The sequence below is a fragment of the Cobetia sp. D5 genome (assembly GCF_035666195.1).
In the GTDB taxonomy this organism is placed as follows: Bacteria; Pseudomonadota; Gammaproteobacteria; order Pseudomonadales; family Halomonadaceae; genus Cobetia; species Cobetia amphilecti.
The window spans coordinates 3,262,396-3,281,885 of record NZ_CP142020.1; the positions used below are offsets into that span (position 1 = coordinate 3,262,396).

Sequence of the window (19,490 nt, forward strand, 5' to 3'; positions counted from 1 at the left end):
AGAGACAAGCCATGAATCAGCCAGCCGAAACACCGATGCCGACCGCCACGGTAGAGATGGAAGTGCCCTTCCACGACGTCGACATGATGGAAGTCGCCTGGCACGGCCATTACGTGCGCTATCTCGAGATCGCCCGCTGCAAGCTGCTCGACATGCTCGACTACAACTACCCGCAGATGCGCGATTCCGGCTACGCCTGGCCGGTGATCGACCTGCGCCTGCGCTATGCCGGCCCGGCGCGCTTCGGTCAGCGCATCGCCGTCACCGCGCGGCTGCGTGAGTGGGAGAACCGCCTCAAGCTCGACTACGTGATCCGCGATGTCGAGAGCGGCAAGCGCCTGACCCGCGGCTACAGCGTGCAGGTCGCCGTCGGGTTGGAAGATGGCGAGATGCTGCTGGCCTCGCCCGCCGCGCTCAGCGAGCGGCTGGCCGCCTGGCAGGCCAGTCAGTCGCAAGTCAGCCAGTCACGCTCCAGCGACGAGGATGCGCCTGCCACCCCGAACCCGACACAAGGAACACCGTGATGACTTCGCGCCTTGCCATTGCCGCCACTGCCCTGCTGCTGACTGCCGGTGCCCCCTGGGCCAGCGCATCCGAGAACAGTGCCTCAAAGACCAGCACCGCCGAATTCGACGCCCGCGCCCTGACGCAACAGCTGGCGCGCACCGCCCCGGTCTGCGGTGACTTCCAGCAGACGCGCTGGCTCGAGGATGTCGGTGCAGAGCTCGAGAGCCGGGGTCACTTCCGTCTGATCGGCGACCCGAACGCACCCGAAGGCCTGGTGTGGGAAACCACTTCGCCGATTGAAGACCGTCTCGAGATGCGCCCCGATGCCGGCCAAGGCCCGAATGGCGAGCCGCTGCCGGCCGACCAGCAGGCGATGGCGGAGCTGCTGATCAGCTTCTTCCACGGCGACTGGCAGGCGCTGGAGGAGCACTTCTCCCTGACGTTGACGGGTACGCCGGATGATTGGCAGGCCAGCCTGACGCCCAACGATGCCCGGCTGGCCGAGGCCATCGAGCGCCTCGAGATCGACGGTGGCAGCTGGCTGGAACACGTGAATCTCGACAGCGGCGACGGTGACCGCCTTGAGCTGGCGCTCACCGCCGGCGGTCACTGCGAGCGATGACATCGCCCAGCCATGAGCCGCGCCAGGGGCTGGATCGCGCCATCTGGCGCTGGCTGTGGGCCGCCGCCCTGCTGCTGTGCGCGCTGCTGCTGGCCGCGAAGATCGTCCCGCAGAGCCCCTGGCGTGGGGCGATCGACACCCGCATCACCGCCATGCTGCCAGAGCAGGAGCGCAGCCCGCTGGCAGCGCGCGCCGAATCGCTGGATGACACCGCCAACCGGCTGGTGATTCTGGTCGGCAGTCGCGATGCCAGCGCCGCCGCACGCAAGCAGCGTGACGCCGCCGCCCAGGCGCTGCGTCAGGCGCTCGCGCCCATCGCGACGCTGGATGACGGCAAGAGCCTCGAAAGCCTGCGCCTGCCGGCAGAGGTCCAGCCGGCCCTGATCGCCCCGTCGCTTGCAGGCCTGAGTGACGATGACTGGCAGGCACGCGCCCTCAGGCAACTGTTCCAGCCCGGCGGCCAGCGCGACCTGATCCGCGATCCCTTCGGTCTCGCCGGCGCCTGGCAGAGCTGGCTGACGCCCGCCAACCTGTCGCTGTCCGGCGGCCAGCTCTTGCTGCGCGCGCCGGCTTCCGCTGGCTCAGCCAGTAACGAACAGGACAGTGATGAGCAGAACAGCGAAGAAGGCGGTAGCGGCTATCGGCTGATCAGCGCCACCCTGACGGGCAGCGCCTACGCGATGAGTGACCAGCAGGCGCTGGAGCAGGCCGTGAATGGCGTGAAGGCCGACTATCCCGACGTCCAGCTGCTGCGCTCCGGACTGGTCTTCCATGCCAGCAACGGCGCGCAACAGGCCAAGCAGGAGATGTCGACCATCGGGCTCGGCTCGCTGATCGGCGTGCTGCTGTTGCTATGGGCGGTGTTCCGCACCCCGCGTCGGCTGCCATTGCTGCTGGTGCCGGTGGCCACGGGTGTGCTGTTCGCGCTGCCGCTGACCTGGTGGGCCTTCGGCAGCCTGCATGTGCTGACGCTGGCCTTCGGCGCCAGCCTGATCGGCATCTCCATCGATTATGTGCTGCATCTGGAGTGCATGCGCCGTCTGGCGACGCATGGCCGTGGCGGGCTCGCCGCGCTGTGGCCGGGCCTGACGCTGGGACTGTGCTCCAGCCTCGCCGCCTATCTGGCCATCACCCTGACGCCGATGCCCGGCCTGCGCCAGATGGGCATGTTCGCGGCGCTCGGCTTGATCGGTGCCTGGCTGAGCGTGCGCCTGTGGCTACCGCAACTGCCACTGCCGGCACAGGCCACCCGCGAGGACTCCCCCGCCGCCCGCGCCGCAGGATGTCTGGCGCGCGCCATTCCCGGCAAGCGCAGCTGGCAGGCACTGGGTCTGCTGCTGATGGCTGCGCTTGCCAGCCTCTACGGACTGCGCAGCGATGACCGCCTCACGCAGCTCAACCCCTCGCCTGCGTCTCTGATCAACGAGCAACGCGAGGTCCAGCGCCTGCTTGCCGAACCGGATGGCCTGCGCTACCTGATCGTGCAGGCCGAGACTGACGCCGCCCTGCTCACGCGCCTGCATGCGCTGGAAGACACCTTCCAGCAGCTGAATGCACGCCAGCAGCTGGGCCACTGGGCGAGCCTCGCTCAGCAACTGCCGACGCTTGAACAGCAGCAGGCCAATCTCGGCGCCATGCGTGAGCGCACCCGCACCCTGCTGCCCCAGGTGCTGAGCACCGCAGGCCTGTCACCCGAGCTAGTCACGCGTGCCGAGCAGGCCATCGCAGACGCCCACCCGCTGCGCCCGGCGGACTGGGTCGCGCTGCCCGCCGGTGAGATGGGCCAGCGACTGTGGCTCGATTCGCGCCGCGCCGCCATCGGCATCGTGCGCTTCGGCGATGTCACGGCTGAGGGCAGCGCAGCGCTTGCGCGCCTCGCCGCGGATGACGACAGACTCGAGTATGTCGATCAGGTCGCCAGGCTCTCGACGACGCTGGGCAGGATTAGCAGCGAGATGGCCTGGCTGGTCGGCGGCGCGGTGGTCTTGATCAGCCTGCTGCTGGCGCTGCGCTATCGCCGCAGCACCTGGCGAGCCCTGCTGCCGCCGCTGGGCGGACTGGTGCTGACGCTGGCGGCCCTGACGCTGGCAGGCGTCGGCCTCAACCTCTTCCACCTGCTGGGCCTGTTGCTGGTACTGGGGATTGGCCTCGATGCAGGCATCTTCTGTGCCGAGCATCCCGCGCGCAGCGCAGAAAAAAGCAGTGCTGGCATCTTCTGTGCCGAGCATCCTGCGCGCCGCTCTTTATCAGCTCCAGCGTCAGATGCAGCACAGACCAGCACCAGCCGTGCATCGCAGGCCAGCCTGCTGGCGATTTCGCTGTCGTGCGCCTCCAGCCTGCTAGCCTTTGGGTTGTTGAGCTTCAGTCAGACACCGGCGCTGGCGGCACTGGGGCTGGCCTGCCTGCTGGGGCTGAGCGCCACCTGGTGTCTGGTGCCCTTCGCGCGCAGTTGAGGCGGGTCTGAAGCGAAAGACAAGCAAGCCGCAGGGAACGCAGCGCAGCATGTACACATAACGACAACGACAGGGGACGATGCCATGGAATCGGCAGATCGCAGCAACAACCCACCACGCAAGGAAGTCATCATCATCGGCGCCGGACCCGCCGGCGCGGCGGCGGCGGCGTGGCTGGCACGCGCGGGCCATGCGGTGCGCGTACTGGAGCGCAGCCACTTCCCTCGCTTCTCCATCGGCGAGAGCCTGCTGCCACGTTGCATGCAGCATCTGGAGGCCTGCGGCTTGATGGAGGCCGCCGCCGCCGGTGGCTATCAGCGCAAGACCGGTGCGGCCTTCACCCGCCGCGGCGAGCATCGCGTGATCGACTTCCGCGACAAGTTCAGCGACGGCCCCGGCACCACCTGGCAGGTAGAGCGCGCCGACTTTGATCAGCGCTTGATCGAGGGCGCGCGGGCGGCGGGCGCCGAGGTCGAATTCGGTGTCACGGTCACGGGCTTCACTCCGGCTCGCGCCGCGCAGAGCGACGCCACCGGCCATGCGCAGGGGCCACGCCTCACGCTGGCGGATGGCCGCGAGCTTGAGGCCGCCTTCGTGCTGGATGCCAGCGGCTATGGCCGCGTGCTGGCGCGCCTCGAATCGCTTGAGCGTGACCCGCGCCTGGAGCCGCGCATGGCGCTGTTCGGCCATGTCCACGATGGCATCGCCGACCTCGCGCCGCCCGCCGAGGGCTATCGCCGCGACAATATCCTGATCGCCTCGCATCCTACGCATCCCGATGTCTGGTACTGGCTGATTCCCTTCGCCAATGGCCGCGCCTCGCTGGGCGTGGTCGGCCCGCGCGAGCTGATCGAGCCTGCCGCCGAGGACGATGCGCAGACACGCCTGTGGCAGTGGGTGATGGAAGAACCGCGCCTGGCGGAGCTGCTGCGTGATGCTCGACCGGCCAACGCCGTGCAGTCGCTGGGCGGTTACAGCGCCGATGTCAGTCGCCTGCATGGCCCGGGCTATGCGCTGCTCGGCAATGCCGGAGAATTTCTGGACCCGGTGTTCTCCTCCGGCGTGACCATCGCGCTGGAATCGGCGCTGCGTGCCGCGCCGCTGGTCGGGCGTGAGCTTACCGCGACCCGCGATGAGCAGCGCCCCGACTGGGCCAGCGAATATGAGCAGCCGCTGCGCCGTGGCATCGAGGTCTTCCGCGAATTCGTCACCGCCTGGTACGACAGCCGTCTGACCGACATCATCTATCATCCCGAGCCGCATGCGCGGATTCGCCAGATGATCAGCGCGGTGCTCGCCGGTTACGCCTGGGACACGACCAACCCCTTCGTCAGTGCCAGTCGCCGCCGCCTGACGGCCCTTGCCAGACTGACCGCGCCCGAGCAGACACTCGCGCCAGACGCGGTGCCGGAAAGCGATTCGCTCGCTGACCTCAGCGCCTTCGGCCGCGCAGCAAGCGTCGGCGAGAACAGGTAAAGTAGCGTCATGAAAAACATGTCTTTCGCCTCTCACGCTGTTTCTACTGGGCTGCACACAGTCGGGCTGCGCTCAGCAGGGCTGCGCTCTACTGGGCTGCACACAGTCGGGCTGCGTTCAGCAGGGCTGCGCAGCCGCCTCGGGCTGGCCAGCCTTGCCGTGGCCGCCACGCTGCTGTTGAGCGGCTGCAGCCTGCTCGCCCCACAGCCGCTGGAGGCTGCCAGCCCGATGCCGGCGCTGGCGAGTCTCGAGCAGACCAGTACCCAACGTCTGATTCTGCGTGTGGCGCGTATAGAGAGTGATGACAACGCAAAACGGACTGTCGCTGTGGATGCCGAGGCTGGCGAGGGTGCGCAGGAGCAGAATCTGCCGCCTCTCATCGGCGTACTGCGTCAATCGCCCGAGGCCATGCGGCTGGTCATGCTCAGCGTGCAGGGCCAACGCCTGCTGACGCTGGTGCATGATGCCGACGGCAGCCGTTTCGAGAAGGCACGCCCCGAGGTACTCGAGAAGCTGCCCTTCAGCGCCGACTGGCTGGCGCGACGTATCGCCTGGGTGCACTGGCCGCAGGCCGCGATCGATGACGCCTTTGCGAACACAGGCTGGCAGCTGGTACAACGCGGCGACTGGCAACAAAGTCGCCAGCCCGCGCAGCGCATCATCACGCAAGATGGTGTGACCATCGCCGAGCTGACCCGCGATGCCAGTGGCAGCGTGACCCTGCGCGACCCGGCGGCCGACATGCAGCTGACGCTGGAACCGCTGGCAGCGCCCAGCACACAGAACGCCCCTGACGACTCACCGGAAGCTCCCGCGCATGACTGAATCTGTTGCAACCGTGGCCACCGCTACCCCCAAGGGCCGCGACACTGGCAACGCCTGCCGCCTGTCTCGCCCCGGCATCGTCTGCCCGCTGGGCGCAGACCACGGCCTGATCAGCAGTGCGCTGTTCAGCGCCAGCCGTGGCCTGCGTGTCAGTGATGACTTCAGCCCCGGCACGCCGCTGTCGCTGGGGCGCGTCACCGCGCGGCTGGTGGATGACAGCGACTGGCCGGCCCCGCTGCGCTCACGCAACAACCGCCTGCTGGCCACCGCGCTTGAGCAGTTGGCACCGGAACTTGAAGCCCTCAAGCGTCAGGGCATCGCGCCGGAGCGCATTGGCGTGGTGCTCGGTACCAGCACCTCCGGCATCGGCGAGACGGAAGCCGCGATGGACGCCCAGCGCGCCGCCGTCGCCCAGGGCACGCCGAGCGCCGACAGCTGGCCGCAAAGCTTTGAATATCGTCGTCAGGAACTGGGCGCACCCGCCGAGTGTGTCGCCTGGCTGAGCGGCGCGCGTGGGCCGATCTACACCCTGTCCACCGCCTGCACCTCCAGCGCCAAGGCCTTGGCCAGTGCACGTCGTCTGCTGGCCTCCGGCCAGTGCGATGCGGTGATCGCCGGCGGTGCCGACAGCCTGTGCCACATGACGGTGAAGGGCTTCATGAGTCTGGAGGCCGTCAGCCGCAAGCAGAGCCAGCCGCTGGGAGCCGAGCGCGATGGCATCAATCTGGGCGAGGCCGCAGTACTGTTCGTGGTCACGCCGGAGCGCGGCGGCGTACAGCTGACCGGCGTCGGCGAATCCAGCGATGCCCACCATATTTCCGCGCCCTGCCCCGATGGCAGCGGCGCCGAGGCCGCCATGCGCGGCGCGCTCGCCAGTGCCGGCCGCGCCCCCGGTGAGATCGACTACATCAACCTGCACGGCACCGCCACGCCGCTGAATGACGCGATGGAAAGCCTCGCCATCAGCCGCCTGTTCGGTGCAGATGCCGACTCTGACACCGGTTCTGATATCGATCACGCCCGTCTGCCCGCCGTCAGCTCGACCAAGGCCCTTACCGGCCATACGCTGGGCGCCTGCGGGGCGCTGGAAGCCGCCTTCTGCTGGCTGGCGCTGGAACATGGCCGCCTGCCGCCGCATGCCACGCCGCGTGAGGCGCTGGACCCGACGCTGCCTGCGCTCAACATCGTCTATCGTGACCGCCCCGAGACCCCGCCGCTGCGGGTGATGAGCAATGCCTTCGCCTTCGGCGGCAACAATATCTCGCTGGTGCTGGAGCGCCACACCACCGACCCGGAGTCCTCTGCATGCTGACCCCGAGCACCGACTCAGTTTCCCTTGCTGGCGCTGAGGTGCAGCCCCGTGAGGCGCGCTATCCCGCCATGCCCTGCGCCATCGGCCCCTATGTGCCCCATGATGCCGGCATGTGCCTGCTGGATAGCGTGCTGCGCTGTGACGAGCATTCGCTGAGCGCCGACATCACCCCGACGCCAGACAATCTGTTCGCCGAGCCGGACGACGACGGCCAGGCCGTGATTCCCGCCTGGGTCGGGCTTGAGTGGATGGCGCAGGCCATCGCCGCCTGGTCGGGCCTGCAGGCTGCGCGCAGCGGCCAGCCGCCGCGAGTCGGCTTTCTGCTCGGGAGTCGCCGCTATGAGAGCGAAGTCGCCGCCTTTTCCTGCGACTGTCGCTGGCTGATTCATGTTCAGCTCGACTATCGCGCCGACAACGGGCTGGGCGCCTTCGAGGCCACCATCAGCGACGAGCACGGCGCCACTGTCGCGCGTGCCGGCGTCAATGTCTTCGAGCCGGCGCCCGAGCCGCTGCCCTCCGCGGCGTCTACGCAAGAGACCGCACAAGAATCCTCACCCGGACAGCAGGATGCTGCCGGTGCCTCATCGCAAGGTAATGTCTGATGTCTGTCATACCCCTCGCTACTGAAACTGCCACCGCTGCCCCTGAAGCACGCGAGTGGATTCTGGTCACCGGCTCCAGCCGTGGTATCGGCCGCGCCATCGCGCTGCGTCTGGCCCGCGAAGGCTACAACCTGGTGCTGCATTGTCGCTCGCGCCGTGACGCCGCCGAGGAGGTCGCGCGTGAGATCAGCGCCCTGGGCGGCGAATCGCGCATCCTCAGCTTCGATGTCGCCGACCGTGACGCCGCACGCAGCGCGCTGGAAGCCGATATCGAGGCCCACGGCTGCTGCTACGGGGTGGTCTGCAATGCCGGTATCCATGCCGACAACGCCTTCCCGGCGCTCACCGATGAAGACTGGGACAGCGTGATCCGCACCAACCTCGATGGCTTCTACAACGTCATCAAGCCGCTTTCCATGCCGCTGGTACGCCGCCGCAAGCCGGGGCGCATCATCGTGATATCCTCGGTGTCGGGCATGATGGGCAATCGGGGTCAGGTCAACTATTCCGCCGCCAAGGCGGGGCTGATCGGCGCGGTCAAGGCACTTGCGGTGGAGCTGGCCAAGCGCCGCATCACCGTCAATGCCGTCGCACCGGGCGTCATCGCCACCGAGATGACCGAAGGCGTCGAGATGGAAGAGGCGCTGAAGATGATTCCCATGCGCCGCGCAGGGGAAGCCGAGGAAGTCGCCGCCACCGTGGCCTTCCTGTGCTCGAAGGACGCCGGCTACATCACCCGCCAGACCATCGCGGTGAACGGGGGGATGTTCTGATGACGACTTCCTCTCAGGCACTGCGCGGCAGACGTGTCGTGGTCACCGGCATGCATGGCTTCTCGCCCATCGGCAATGACTGGCCGACCCTGCGCGCCAACCTGGCCGCCGGGCGCACCGGCATCCGCTATATCGAGGACTGGGACAAGTACGACGGCCTCAACACCCGCCTCGGCGCGCCGGTCAACGATTTCGAACTGCCCAGTCACTACAACCGTCGCGCGCTGCGCAGCATGGGCCGTGTGGCGCAGCTGGCGACCCGCTCCAGCGAACTGGCGCTGGAAGCGGCCGGCCTGAGTGACAGCCCGCTCAAGGAGAGCGGCCAGATGGGCATCGCCTACGGCGCCTCGGCCGGTGAGCCGGATGCGGTGGCCGACTTCGGCAACATGCTGCTCAACCACTCCACCGACGGGCTCAGCGCCAATTCCTATATCCGCATGATGGCGCACACCGCGCCGGTCAATATCGGCGTGTTTCTCGGTATCAAGGGGCGGATTCACACCACCTCCAGCGCCTGCACCTCCGGCAGCCAGGGCATCGGTTACGCCTATGAGGCGATCCGCTTCGGCCGCCAGACCGCGATGGTCGCCGGTGGCTGCGAGGAGCTGTCCGCCGCCGACGCCGCCGTGTTCGATACCCTGTTCGCCACCAGCACCTGCAATGAGCGCCCGGACCTGTCACCGCGGCCCTTCGATGCCGAACGTGATGGCCTGGTGATCGGTGAAGGCGCCGGCACGCTGATTCTGGAAGAGCTGGAGCACGCCCTGGCGCGCGGCGCGACCATCCACGCCGAGATTCTCGGCTTCGGCACCAACTCCGATGGCCGTCACGTCACCCAGCCGGACGCCAACATGATGGAGGCCGCGATGCGCATGGCGCTGGAGGATGCCGGTGTCGAGGCCTCAGAGATCGGCTATGTCAGCGCCCATGGCACCGCCACCGAGCGCGGCGATATCGCCGAGAGCCATGCCACCCATGCGGTGTTTGGCGATTCCACGCCGATCAGCGCCTTCAAGAGTTACACCGGCCATACGCTGGGCGCCTGTGGCGCGCTGGAGGCCTGGATCGCCATCGAGATGATGCGTGATGGCTGGTTCCACGGCACCGCCAATCTCACCAGTCTCGACCCGCGCTGTGCGCAGCTCGACTACCTCACCGGCGCAGGCCGCGAGATCGAGACGGACACCGTGATGAGCAACAACTTCGCCTTCGGTGGCATCAATACCTCGCTGATTCTGCGTCGCTGGCAGGGCGAGTGAGTCACTGGCAATCTGATCTGGCGCCAGTCATTACGCTTCGCGCTGACGCCTTTGCAGGGTGTCGCCAACGTACGACTTTGCAGCGGGTCGGATCTGGCGCAAGATACGCGCCCGCTGCATGGTCTATGGTGTGATTGGCTCACGCCCCTGGCTGGCTGACGGCGCTATTCACTGGCGTCGCGCCAGTCAATCACCCTGTTAGGAGAGGTCTCAGATGGCGTCACGTTCTGCTCAGTCGCTCGCATCCTCGAAACGTTCCACGGCACCTGCCACGCGCACTCGCTCGGGTCGCGCCTCGCGTGTGCTGACACTGGTGTCTGCACTGCTGCTCGGCTCTGCGGGGCTTGTGGCCTCCGCCCCGGCGGTGGCGCGGGACACGCAGCACTTCCTGCCGATCATGCCGGTGATGGCCAGCACCGCGGCCAGTCAGCGACTGGGCAAGGACGTGGCTTTCTTCTTCGGTGACAAGCAGCCCTACGAGCGGATCGAGAAGCGCGGCTGGGCGCGGGTGAACCCGAAGACCAACGCCACCAACAAGAGCGATGCGGAAGCCTGTCGCTGGGTGTTCCTGTCGGCGCTGCGTGAGCTGCAGGAAAAGGCGCGCGAATATGGGGCCAATGCGGTCATCAACATTCGCAGCGACTATGACAAGGTGCCCTACTCCAGCAGCGAGAAGTACGAGTGCCATGCGGGTAATATCGTCGCGGGCGTCGCGTTGCGTGGGGATCTGGTGATCCTGCATCCGAAGAACTGATTCGCCATCATGACGGCCAGGCAAGGCGAGGGTGTGAGCGAGACAAGTAAGCCGGTTGAGGATAACTCGGCAATCGAGCCTGCGGCGCGCCCGACCGACCACCCCGCCTACCGCTGCGTGGTGCTGGGGCATGCTGCAGCGGATGGCTCCGCTTCGCTGAGCACTGGTTCACTGAGCAGTGGTTCGCTGAGCAGTGATTCGCCATGCATTGAGCCGCTGAGCGTCGGGCGGCCAAGCATTGAGCCGCTGATCTCGCATGATCCCCACGCCCTCGCCGCTTCCTTGGCGTCTGCGACTGGCGGCGCTGCCCGCGCCTTGGCGAATCACTGCTCTGCATCATCCCCTCGGCCAGCCCGCCTGTGGCTGGCCGAGGCGTGTGTGCTGCCAGCATCCTGTGCTGATTCGGCTGCTCCCTCTATCAACTCCTCGGCGGATGCTTCACGCCGTCGCTCGCTGCGCGCTCGCCAGCCGGATGTGGATAACGCGGACACCCCCGTGTCATCTGCCAAGGCCCGCCGTCGCCAGCAACGTGAAGCCGAGTCACACCTCGCTCGCCTCCTGCTAGGTGAACTCGCCGCGGCCCAAGGCATTGTGCTGCCACTGACCGACTGGTCGCCGCGTGGCCAGGCACCCCATCACCCTGCGCTACCGGCAGGCTTCTACGTCTCCATCGCCCACCGCCACGGCCATGTACTCGTCGGCCTCGCCACCGCCCCGCTCGGGCTGGACCTCGAATACCGCAACCCCCGCCACGCCCACGACCTCGACGCCCGCATCGCCATGCTGCCCCAGGACGCACGCGAACACCTCGCCGAGGCATCACACCTCAGCGAGACAGAACGACTGGACGGGTTTTATCGAGAATGGGTGAGGTATGAGGCGGCGTTCAAGTTAATAAGATAATGCGTCTTAAGCTCAGGATTTCCTAGCATCTCTGATATACATGGCAGTTCCATTGCCACGCATTTCTATGGAAAACAGTTCTGATGCTCTAACTAAATCCCCAAGCTTTTTATACCCATAATTAATAGATGAAAAAGAACTTTTATTAGACATATAATGTCCCACTCGGCCTAATAAAGACCACCCATCGTCTTCTGAAGATTGCTCTGCAGCGTTTCTTAGCAAATTGACTAATGCTGTATCACTTCTAAGCTCATTCCTACATCTTGGAACTTGGCTACTATCATCTGGTATATCCGTAACTGGCTCTTCATAATACAATTTTTCAGTATATATAAATGTCGAACAAGCATCTACAAAAGGTCTCGGAGTCTTTTGCTCTCCAAAACCATAGACAGGGAATCCTCCTTCAAGCAGCCTCAAGACTAATGGTGTAAAATCGCTATCACTAGTCATGAGCGCAAAAAGATCAATATTACCACTATAGAGGAGATCCATAGCATCTATAATCATTGCAGAGTCAGTAGCATTTTTACCTTTCGTAAAGGCAAACTGCTGCATAGGCCTTATAGCATTTGGATGAAGCTTTTCAATCCATCCTGATAGCAAAGGGCTGTTCCAATCACCATGGGCATGTCTGACATTAACCACACCATATTTTGCAAGCTCTTCTAGAACCCCTTCAATTGAATTATGACTAACATTGTCACAATCTATCAAAAGCGCAATCCGTTGCTCTCCAGCCATCAGCTCATCCCCTTGTTAGAAGTTTTAGTGGTTACAAAAATTATTTCTTAAGTACTCAACACCTTCAGTAGTATTATTTTCAACCAGTCCCTTTGCAACCATTTCATCATATATTTCAATAATTTTCACGACATCATCCATGGAAATTTTATCATCATCGAGTAAAGCTTGTAATATCTGTCTAATCCTCTTGCCATATATTTTTGACCTGACATTTGATAAACGCTCTATCAAGAAGAATGACTGCGCAATAGAGAAGCTACGCTCGATACCCCCAAAGAAATATTTAGATGCTTGAATTACCCCCATAACCCTGAACTCATACCTTACGGAAGACAAGTACATATCTAGCTGCTCGTCTTTATCTATAACTTTAGTAAACCACTTGGCTAAAAGTATCTCTACAATCTTTCTTCTTTTTGTTTTACTAAAATCTTTTATAAACAATGTACGAACTAACTGCTGTGTAATAGTCGAGCCACCTGACCTTGGGTGCAATTTCAACGAGGACAATATAACTCTTGCAAGCCCCTTCCAACTCACACCGCTGTGACGGTAAAACTCTTTATCCTCTATTCGCACTGCAATTTGCTTGAGGGCCTTTAAGTCAATATTTAATCTCTGAGCTTCGTATACAGATAATTTTGCATGATAAACAATATGCTCTATTCGCTCCTCGACTTTTAACGAGAGTAGCTTAGACACATACTGAGTAAAAACAAGAAGCATACTCTCGTGCTTATCTAGCAAAGCGTGCCTATATAGGAAACAAAAGGCAACAAAAGCAAGGAATGATGCTGGAACAGAGACAACCAGATCAGCATTCAAAGTAGAAGCTATTGACAACCCGCCTACATCTAACAAAATAGTCAAAATAAAATATATTACAAAAGCCGAGATTCCTGATATGGCATAGCATGGATATGCTACGTAAGTTTTCCAGCCTGGAAACATACGTATGGCAAATGGTTCATTAGCTCCTTCAATCCGCCAATTAGGAAGAACGAGCTGAAACTCACCATATTTAACACCGAGCACAGTTCTCAAAACAACTACTTTTCTAGCCGCATATACTATTGATTTTTGTCTTGCAGCAAAATGAAACAAAAATAGAACAGTAAATAGAATAGTGATAATGAGAAAAGCAAAAAGCATAGACTCAACTGGCATCAAAAAATCTTTATTACCTGTAATGCTTTCCAATTTACCTAAAGTCAGTGAACCGAATGCTGCACCTATTACAATCGCGATATTAGCCGCGCTCAAGAAGATGGCGGTCTCAAGTTCCAAGCGCAACGCTATTGAAGGGTGCTCGGACCGCCGACGGATTTCTTGAGCACCTCGGCGTAGACTTCCAGTGGAGTTCGCCAGTCCAGTGTCTGGCGAGGCCGTGTGTTCAGTGAGTCGGCGATCTCGTCGAGCTCTTCTTGGCTGTAGACGGAGAGATCCGTGCCCTTTGGCAAATACTGCCGCAACAGCCCGTTGGTGTTCTCGTTCGAACCTCGCTGCCAAGGGCTATGCGGGTCAGCGAAGTAGATCGCCGTGCCGGTCTTCTGGGTGATCTCGGCATGTTTCACCATCTCTCTGCCTTGATCGTAGGTCATGGACAAGCGCAGAGATCGCGGCACCTCGTTTAGCTTGTCGCTGAAGCCAACGGCCGCTGCGGTGGCGGTGGTGCCATCCACTTTCGCCAGAATCACCAATCGCGTGGTGCGTTCCACCAGCGTACCGACGGCAGAGCGATTGTTGGCACCGATGATGAGATCGCCTTCCCAGTGGCCAGGCATCAAACGATCTTCGACCTCAGGCGGTCGCGCGTGGATGCTAACCAGACCGGGAATCTGGTTGCGCCGATCCGTGCCACGACTTCGTGGCCGGCGTTTGCCGTTGCCTTGTCGCAGGCAGGCGATAAGTTCCTTTTTGAGGCTGCCGCGGGGCATCACATAGAGCGCGTTGTAGATGGCCTCATGCGAGACCTGTCGACGTGAATCGTTGGGAGACATGCGCTTCAGTGTGCAGGCTATCTGTTGCGGTGACCAGTACTTGCGCAGCAGATGGACCACGACTTCAAACAACTCCCTGTCGGGGTGCAGCTTGGGACGCCGACGGGGCCGATGGCGTGTCAGGCGGGCCCGGTAGCCTGCGAGGCTGGCATCGTAGCCATTGATGGAGTGGCGAGCAATTTCTCGCGACACGGTACTCGGTGCACGGCCCAGATGATGGGCGATAGCTCGGATCGAGTGAGTCGCTCTCATCATCATGATGGCGGCTCGGTCTTCAGCAGAAAGATGGCGATAGCAGTGGTTCATGGCAACACCGTACCTGATGGGTCACGTGTTGCACTTGGTCATTGAGACCGCCGACCTTCTCTTCCGTTTCTAACGTTTTTGACGCTGACCTATACTCTTCAAGAATCATTTCATTATTATCAAACTTAAACGTTGGGTAGTGCTGCTTCCAACCTGGGTTATCGCCACTATTCATCCAAAACCACCTATAAGCCCATCATGCAAAGAAAACATTTCTTAACACTTATACCCTAAACGACTAATAATAAAAAACCCCGCCAGAGAAATCTCTGCCGGGGTTAGGAAAACCATACTGCGAGTTACTTAACAGCGGCGACCACGGTAATTTCACACAGCAGTTCCGGGCTGGCCATGGCGGCTTGTACACAGGCGCGGGCGGGGGCGTGACCTTGTGGCACCCAGGTGTCCCAGATGTCGTTGAAGGTCTTGAAGTCGTCCATTGTCTTGAGATAGACGGTGGCGGAGAGCAGGTGCTCGCGGTCGGTGCCGACTTCTTCCAGCAGCGCATCGACACGCGCGAGCATGCTGTTGGCCTGGTCCGTGATATTCCCGAAGCGATGGTCCGGACCGGCGACCTGGCCACACAGGTAGATGGTGTTGTTGTGGATCACGGCGCGGCTCATGCGCGGCTTGGTGTCATGGCGTTGGATGTTCATCGAGAGTGTCCTTGTGCTGTTCTTCTTGGGTAGTGAAAAAATGCCCCCAGCGGTGCTGATACAGAAAAGACCGCTAGCGAAGCAGGGTGAGGTCAGTCCTTCAGCGTTCCAGATTCGCGCGAGCGGCGCAACGCGACCTGCGGAGAATATTACCCTGCATCAGAAGAACCTGTGGTTTCAGTTATGGGGGCTCTTGTGATGGCTCTTGTGGTGGCTCTTGTGGTGACAGCTGTTGTTTCACGCGTGCTGCCGGTGATGCAGGAAAACGTGCGTGAACTCAAGACTGCCGGTATACGAAGACACCCGCCAGACAGCAAGACGCCGCGCCCGAGAGATTACGGAAGCGCGGCGTCACGGCAATGATGGAACGGCTCGCTCATCAGCCAATGCTCATAGAGCCGCCTGAGCGCCTCAGGGATGGCTCAGCGCAGGATCAGCAGCGGCACCGTGGCGTTGCGAATCATCTCGGTGGTGGTGCTGCCGACCAGCAGCTGACGGATGCGCGAGTGGCCATAGGCGCCCATCACCAGCATGTCGATGGCGTGTTCCTTGGCATATTCGCGCAGGCAGGCTTCCACCTCTCCTGCTCTGAAGCTGGCCTGCACGCTGAAACCTGCCGCGGTGAGGGTGTCGCGCGCGGCGTCCAGCGGAGCCTGATGTTCCACCGACTCCGCGCCGACCATCACCAGATGCAGCTCCGCGCCTTGCAGCAGCGGGCTTGCCGCCAATACCTCGACGGCGCGCTTGATGGTGGTGCTGCAATCGAAGGCGATCAGCACCCGCGTCGGCTGATTGAACTCGCCCGGCACCACCAGCACCGGACGATGCAGACTGCGAATCACGCGCTCCAGATTGCTGCCCAGGTGCTCGCTGGCCTGCTCCGCCCCTTCGCCGCGCTTGCCGATCACCAGCAGGCGAATCTCGTCTTCCAGCTCCGCGAGGGTCTCGACCAGCTCTCCATTGCGCTGGCGTGGACGCGGCTCCGCGATACCCGCCTGCACGGCGCGCTCGTAGGCGGCCTCCAGCATCAGGCGGCCCTGCTCCTGGGCGATACGCCCGCGTTGCTCATCCAGGGTGGCGAGCTCTTCCAGCAGATGCTCGCGCGCACCGAGCCCGATACTGCCGGAGAGATCACTGTTGGTCTCGCCCGCCCCTTCCTGGCGGTCGATCACATGCAGGAAGCTCAGCGGCGCCGAGAGACGTTGGCTTGCCCATACGGCGGCATCACACACGGAGACGGCAAAGGCGGAGCCGTCAATGCAGGCGGTGACCTTGTCATGGCCTGTCAGGGCACTGGCAGAGGATTGGCTCATGGCGTGCTTCCTTATGCTGACGATCAAGGTGGCGCTTCAGGCGCCTGTTTCGAGATTACCACTTTCCGACCCTACCAACGCAAACGGCGGGCAGCCCGTGAAGGACTGCCCGCCGTCTTTACGCATCAATCACGCTGCTGGCGCCGCCCTCGATCAGGCGGGTGGCGCCAACGGGATCAATGCCCCATCAGTTTCTCGACCGCATCCGGCTTGTCATGCACCGCGAAGCGATCCACCAGCGTGGCGCTGGCTTCGTTGAGGCCACGCACCTCGACCTCGGTACCCTCGCGGCGGAACTTGACCACCACGGTGTCCAGCGCGCCGATGGCGGTGATGTCCCAGAAGTGTGCACGGCTGACGTCGATGACGACACGCTCGACGGTCTCCTTGAGGTCAAAACCGGCCTGGAACTGCTCGCTGGAGGCGAAGAACACCTGACCGACCACGCGGTATTCGCGGGTACGACCATCGGCATTCATGTCGCTGCCGATATGCAGCACCTGACCGATCTTGTTGGCGAAGAACAGCGCCGAGAGCAGCACGCCGACCAGTACGCCGATCGCCAGGTTGTGGGTCGCGACCACGACGGCCACGGTGCCCAGCATGACGATGTTGGTGGACATCGGGTGGGTCTTGAGGTCACGGATCGACTGCCAGGAGAAGGTGCCGATGGAGACCATGATCATCACCGCGACCAGTGCGGCCATCGGAATCTGCGAGACCCACGGGCCGAGGAACACGACCAGGATCAGCAGCACGACACCCGCCACCATGGTGGAGAGACGCGTACGACCGCCGGACTTCACGTTGATCATCGTCTGGCCGATCATCGCGCAACCCGCCATGCCGCCAAGGAAGCCGGTGACGACGTTGGCCGCGCCCTGGCCCTTGCACTCACGGTTCTTGTCGGACGGCGTATCGGTCAGATCATCGACCAGGGTGGCCGTCATCAGGGATTCCAGCAGGCCCACGACCGCCAGCGGCAGCGAGTACGGCAGGATGATCCACAGGGTTTCCAGATTGAAGGGGATGTCCGGAATCAGGAACACCGGCAGGCTGTCCGGCAGCTCGCCCATGTCGCCGACGGTGCGGATATCCAGACCGACGACCATCGCGAAGATGGTGAGCACGATGATGCAGACCAGCGGCGACGGCAGCAGCTTGCCGACCTTCGGCACCAGCGGCAGCAGGTAGATGATGCCGAGACCGGCCGCCGTCATGGCGTAGACGTGCCAGGTGACGTTGGTCAGCTCCGGCAGCTGGGCCATGAAGATCAGGATCGCCAGCGCATTCACGAAGCCGGTGACCACCGAGCGCGACACGAAGCGCATCAGCGAGCCGAGCTTGAAGTAGCCGAAGATGATCTGGATCACGCCGGTCAGCACGGTGGCGGCCAGCAGGTATTCCAGGCCGTGGTCCTTGACCAGGTCGACCATCAGCAGTGCCATGGCACCGGTGGCGGCGGAGATCATGCCCGGACGGCCACCGGCGATGGCGGTCACCACGGCGATGGAGAAGGAGGCATACAGGCCGACCTTGGGGTCGACACCGGCAATGATGGAAAAGGCGATGGCTTCGGGGATCAGGGCCAACGCCACCACCAGGCCGGACAGGATGTCGGGCCGGAGGTTGGAGAGCCACTGCTGTTTGAGGCTGCTTGTCATCGAGTCGTCCGCAACAGGTTGGGGAAGGTGGTGTGCGTGCTGGATCCTGGCGCTGTCGAGTCAGTCTGGCGTCCGGTTGTTGCAATCTTCATCACTGCCGTCAGGGGCAGTGCCGCTCGCGCCTGGCTCGCGTCGTGAAGTCGCCGTCGTTTCCGATCGCCCTGTGGCTTTCTTCGCGCCATGAGCTATTCGCTCCGGTCGCCGTGAGGCGTCCAGAGGGCTGTCATTTGACAGTGAATAAACTCGGGGATGGGCGGGATTGTATCAGTTGCCGCCCGCAGACGCATCCGCAGAAGGCGTGCGCGTGGCCTGCAGGTGACGCAGGCGGCGGTCGATCAGGCTCTTGATCAGCATCGCGCCCAGCACCATGGCGCCGCCCACCCAGCCGCGCACGGTCAGCGACTCGTCCAGCACCCACCACACCCACAGGATGCCGAACACGCTTTCCAGCAGCATCAGCAGCGCCACCTCGGCGGACGGCAGATACAGCGGACCACGCTGGATCAGCGTGAAGCCCAGCGGCGATAGCACCAGACACAGCAGCACCAGCCAGCCGGCGCGCCGGGCGAAATCATCGCTGTGCGAGGGCCATAGCTGGGTGAGCACGCTCTCGAGGCCCTCTGCTGCACCCTCCCCAGCACCAGAGACCGCCAACCACGTGCAGGCCAGCAGGCCGCACAGCGCGGTCAGCAGTCCCGACAGTGTCAGCATCGGGCTCATGTCGAGGCCCGGGCGCGTACGGCACAGCGTGAAGTTGCCCGCCAGTGACAGGCTGCAGCCCAGCGCGAGCAGATTGCCGGTCAGTGAGCCGTTGCCCGCCTCGTCCATCACCAGCAGCGTGATGCCCGCCAGCGAGACCAGAATCGCGCCCCATACATGGCGCGGCTGACGCTCGCCCAGCCATAGCCGCGACATCAGCGCCGCGAACAGCGGACTGGCAGCGAGGATGATCAGCACATTGCCGGCGCGGGTGTATTGATTGGCGAGCACGAAGCCCAGCGTGGAGCCGGTGAACAGCAGCGCGACCCACAGCCCCGTACGCCCGCAGCCACGCATGCGCGCCAGCGCACTGGCGAAGCGCTGGCCTGGCCCGCCGCGCTGGGTGAGCAGCAGAATCAGCGCAAAGCCGATGGCCGTCAGCAGGCCGCGCCAGAACACCAGCGGGCCATCGGCGACATCGGCGAGGCGCAGCAACAGCGCATCCGGCGAGATCAGCAACACGCCCAGCGCCGTCAGCGCGACGCCGCGCGCCTGCAGGGCTCTGGCATCCGGGCCGTGATCGCGGGAAAGATGGGAGTCAGTCGACGGCTGCATG

General features: G+C 62.9%; 18 protein-coding genes. 11 read left to right on the top strand and 7 right to left on the bottom strand.

Features of this window, described 5'->3' with window-relative positions; translation table 11 throughout:
- The first annotated feature begins 11 nt into the window (after positions 1-11).
- The 11 genes from U0O11_RS13620 (at position 12) to U0O11_RS13670 (ending at position 11,486) form a co-directional block, all read left to right on the top strand.
- Entirely contained in the window at positions 12-524 is a 513-nt protein-coding gene (locus U0O11_RS13620) for an acyl-CoA thioesterase (RefSeq protein WP_225347151.1), read from the top strand.
- Entirely contained in the window at positions 524-1,129 is a 606-nt protein-coding gene (locus U0O11_RS13625; RefSeq protein ID WP_225347152.1) for a LolA-related protein, read from the top strand. Before U0O11_RS13620 ends, U0O11_RS13625 begins: the two co-directional genes overlap by 1 nt.
- On the top strand, positions 1,126-3,582 hold the full coding sequence (locus tag U0O11_RS13630) for an MMPL family transporter (RefSeq protein ID WP_225347153.1): 2,457 nt from the start codon (positions 1,126-1,128) through the stop codon (positions 3,580-3,582). Before U0O11_RS13625 ends, U0O11_RS13630 begins: the two co-directional genes overlap by 4 nt.
- 84 nt (positions 3,583-3,666) lie before the next feature.
- Complete coding sequence (locus U0O11_RS13635) at positions 3,667-5,058, top strand: NAD(P)/FAD-dependent oxidoreductase (protein ID WP_225347154.1); 1,392 nt, start codon at positions 3,667-3,669, stop codon at positions 5,056-5,058.
- 9 nt (positions 5,059-5,067) lie between these two features.
- On the top strand, positions 5,068-5,883 hold the full coding sequence (locus U0O11_RS13640) for a DUF3261 domain-containing protein (RefSeq protein ID WP_225347155.1): 816 nt from the start codon (positions 5,068-5,070) through the stop codon (positions 5,881-5,883).
- On the top strand, positions 5,876-7,195 hold the full coding sequence (locus U0O11_RS13645; RefSeq protein WP_225347156.1) for a beta-ketoacyl-ACP synthase: 1,320 nt from the start codon (positions 5,876-5,878) through the stop codon (positions 7,193-7,195). The genes U0O11_RS13640 and U0O11_RS13645 overlap by 8 nt, the downstream gene beginning before the upstream one ends.
- Positions 7,189-7,797 (top strand): hotdog family protein, encoded by a 609-nt coding sequence (locus U0O11_RS13650; protein WP_225347157.1) that lies wholly within the window; start codon positions 7,189-7,191, stop codon positions 7,795-7,797. Before U0O11_RS13645 ends, U0O11_RS13650 begins: the two co-directional genes overlap by 7 nt.
- A complete protein-coding gene (gene fabG / locus U0O11_RS13655; RefSeq protein WP_324690475.1) occupies positions 7,797-8,570 on the top strand; it encodes a 3-oxoacyl-ACP reductase FabG in 774 nt (257 codons plus the stop codon). The genes U0O11_RS13650 and fabG overlap by 1 nt, the downstream gene beginning before the upstream one ends.
- Positions 8,570-9,829 carry a beta-ketoacyl-ACP synthase gene (locus U0O11_RS13660; RefSeq protein ID WP_225347159.1) on the top strand — a complete coding sequence of 420 codons (1,260 nt, stop codon included), beginning with the start codon at positions 8,570-8,572 and terminating at the stop codon, positions 9,827-9,829. The genes fabG and U0O11_RS13660 overlap by 1 nt, the downstream gene beginning before the upstream one ends.
- 214 nt (positions 9,830-10,043) lie before the next feature.
- Positions 10,044-10,583 (top strand): heavy metal-binding domain-containing protein, encoded by a 540-nt coding sequence (locus U0O11_RS13665; RefSeq protein WP_225347160.1) that lies wholly within the window; start codon positions 10,044-10,046, stop codon positions 10,581-10,583.
- Positions 10,584-10,616: 33 nt separating this feature from the next.
- Complete coding sequence (locus U0O11_RS13670) at positions 10,617-11,486, top strand: hypothetical protein (RefSeq protein ID WP_225347161.1); 870 nt, start codon at positions 10,617-10,619, stop codon at positions 11,484-11,486.
- A 12-nt stretch (positions 11,487-11,498) separates the two neighbouring features.
- On the opposite strand, the gene U0O11_RS13675 is transcribed toward U0O11_RS13670, so the two are convergent.
- The 7 genes from U0O11_RS13675 to U0O11_RS13705 all read right to left on the bottom strand — a co-directional run bounded on the left by U0O11_RS13675 (position 11,499) and on the right by U0O11_RS13705 (position 19,489).
- Positions 11,499-12,233 (bottom strand): NYN domain-containing protein, encoded by a 735-nt coding sequence (locus tag U0O11_RS13675; RefSeq protein ID WP_131432607.1) that lies wholly within the window; start codon positions 12,231-12,233, stop codon positions 11,499-11,501.
- Between the two features lie 24 nt (positions 12,234-12,257).
- A complete protein-coding gene (locus tag U0O11_RS13680) occupies positions 12,258-13,523 on the bottom strand; it encodes a biosynthetic peptidoglycan transglycosylase (RefSeq protein ID WP_324690476.1) in 1,266 nt (421 codons plus the stop codon).
- Positions 13,524-13,531: 8 nt separating this feature from the next.
- Complete coding sequence (locus U0O11_RS13685) at positions 13,532-14,542, bottom strand: IS30 family transposase (RefSeq protein WP_442872632.1); 1,011 nt, start codon at positions 14,540-14,542, stop codon at positions 13,532-13,534.
- 299 nt (positions 14,543-14,841) lie between these two features.
- Complete coding sequence (locus U0O11_RS13690; RefSeq protein ID WP_043331456.1) at positions 14,842-15,198, bottom strand: RidA family protein; 357 nt, start codon at positions 15,196-15,198, stop codon at positions 14,842-14,844.
- Positions 15,199-15,620: 422 nt separating this feature from the next.
- Positions 15,621-16,511: a universal stress protein gene (locus U0O11_RS13695; protein WP_248376876.1), complete on the bottom strand. Its 891-nt coding sequence runs from the start codon at positions 16,509-16,511 to the stop codon at positions 15,621-15,623.
- Positions 16,512-16,687: 176 nt separating this feature from the next.
- Positions 16,688-18,175, bottom strand: a complete 1,488-nt coding sequence (locus U0O11_RS13700; protein ID WP_054555610.1) for a SulP family inorganic anion transporter — start codon at positions 18,173-18,175, stop codon at positions 16,688-16,690.
- Between the two features lie 264 nt (positions 18,176-18,439).
- The gene (locus U0O11_RS13705) at positions 18,440-19,489 is read right to left on the bottom strand and encodes a DMT family transporter (RefSeq protein ID WP_225347164.1); all 1,050 of its coding nucleotides are present in this window, start codon (positions 19,487-19,489) and stop codon (positions 18,440-18,442) included.
- Position 19,490: the final 1 nt, after the last annotated feature.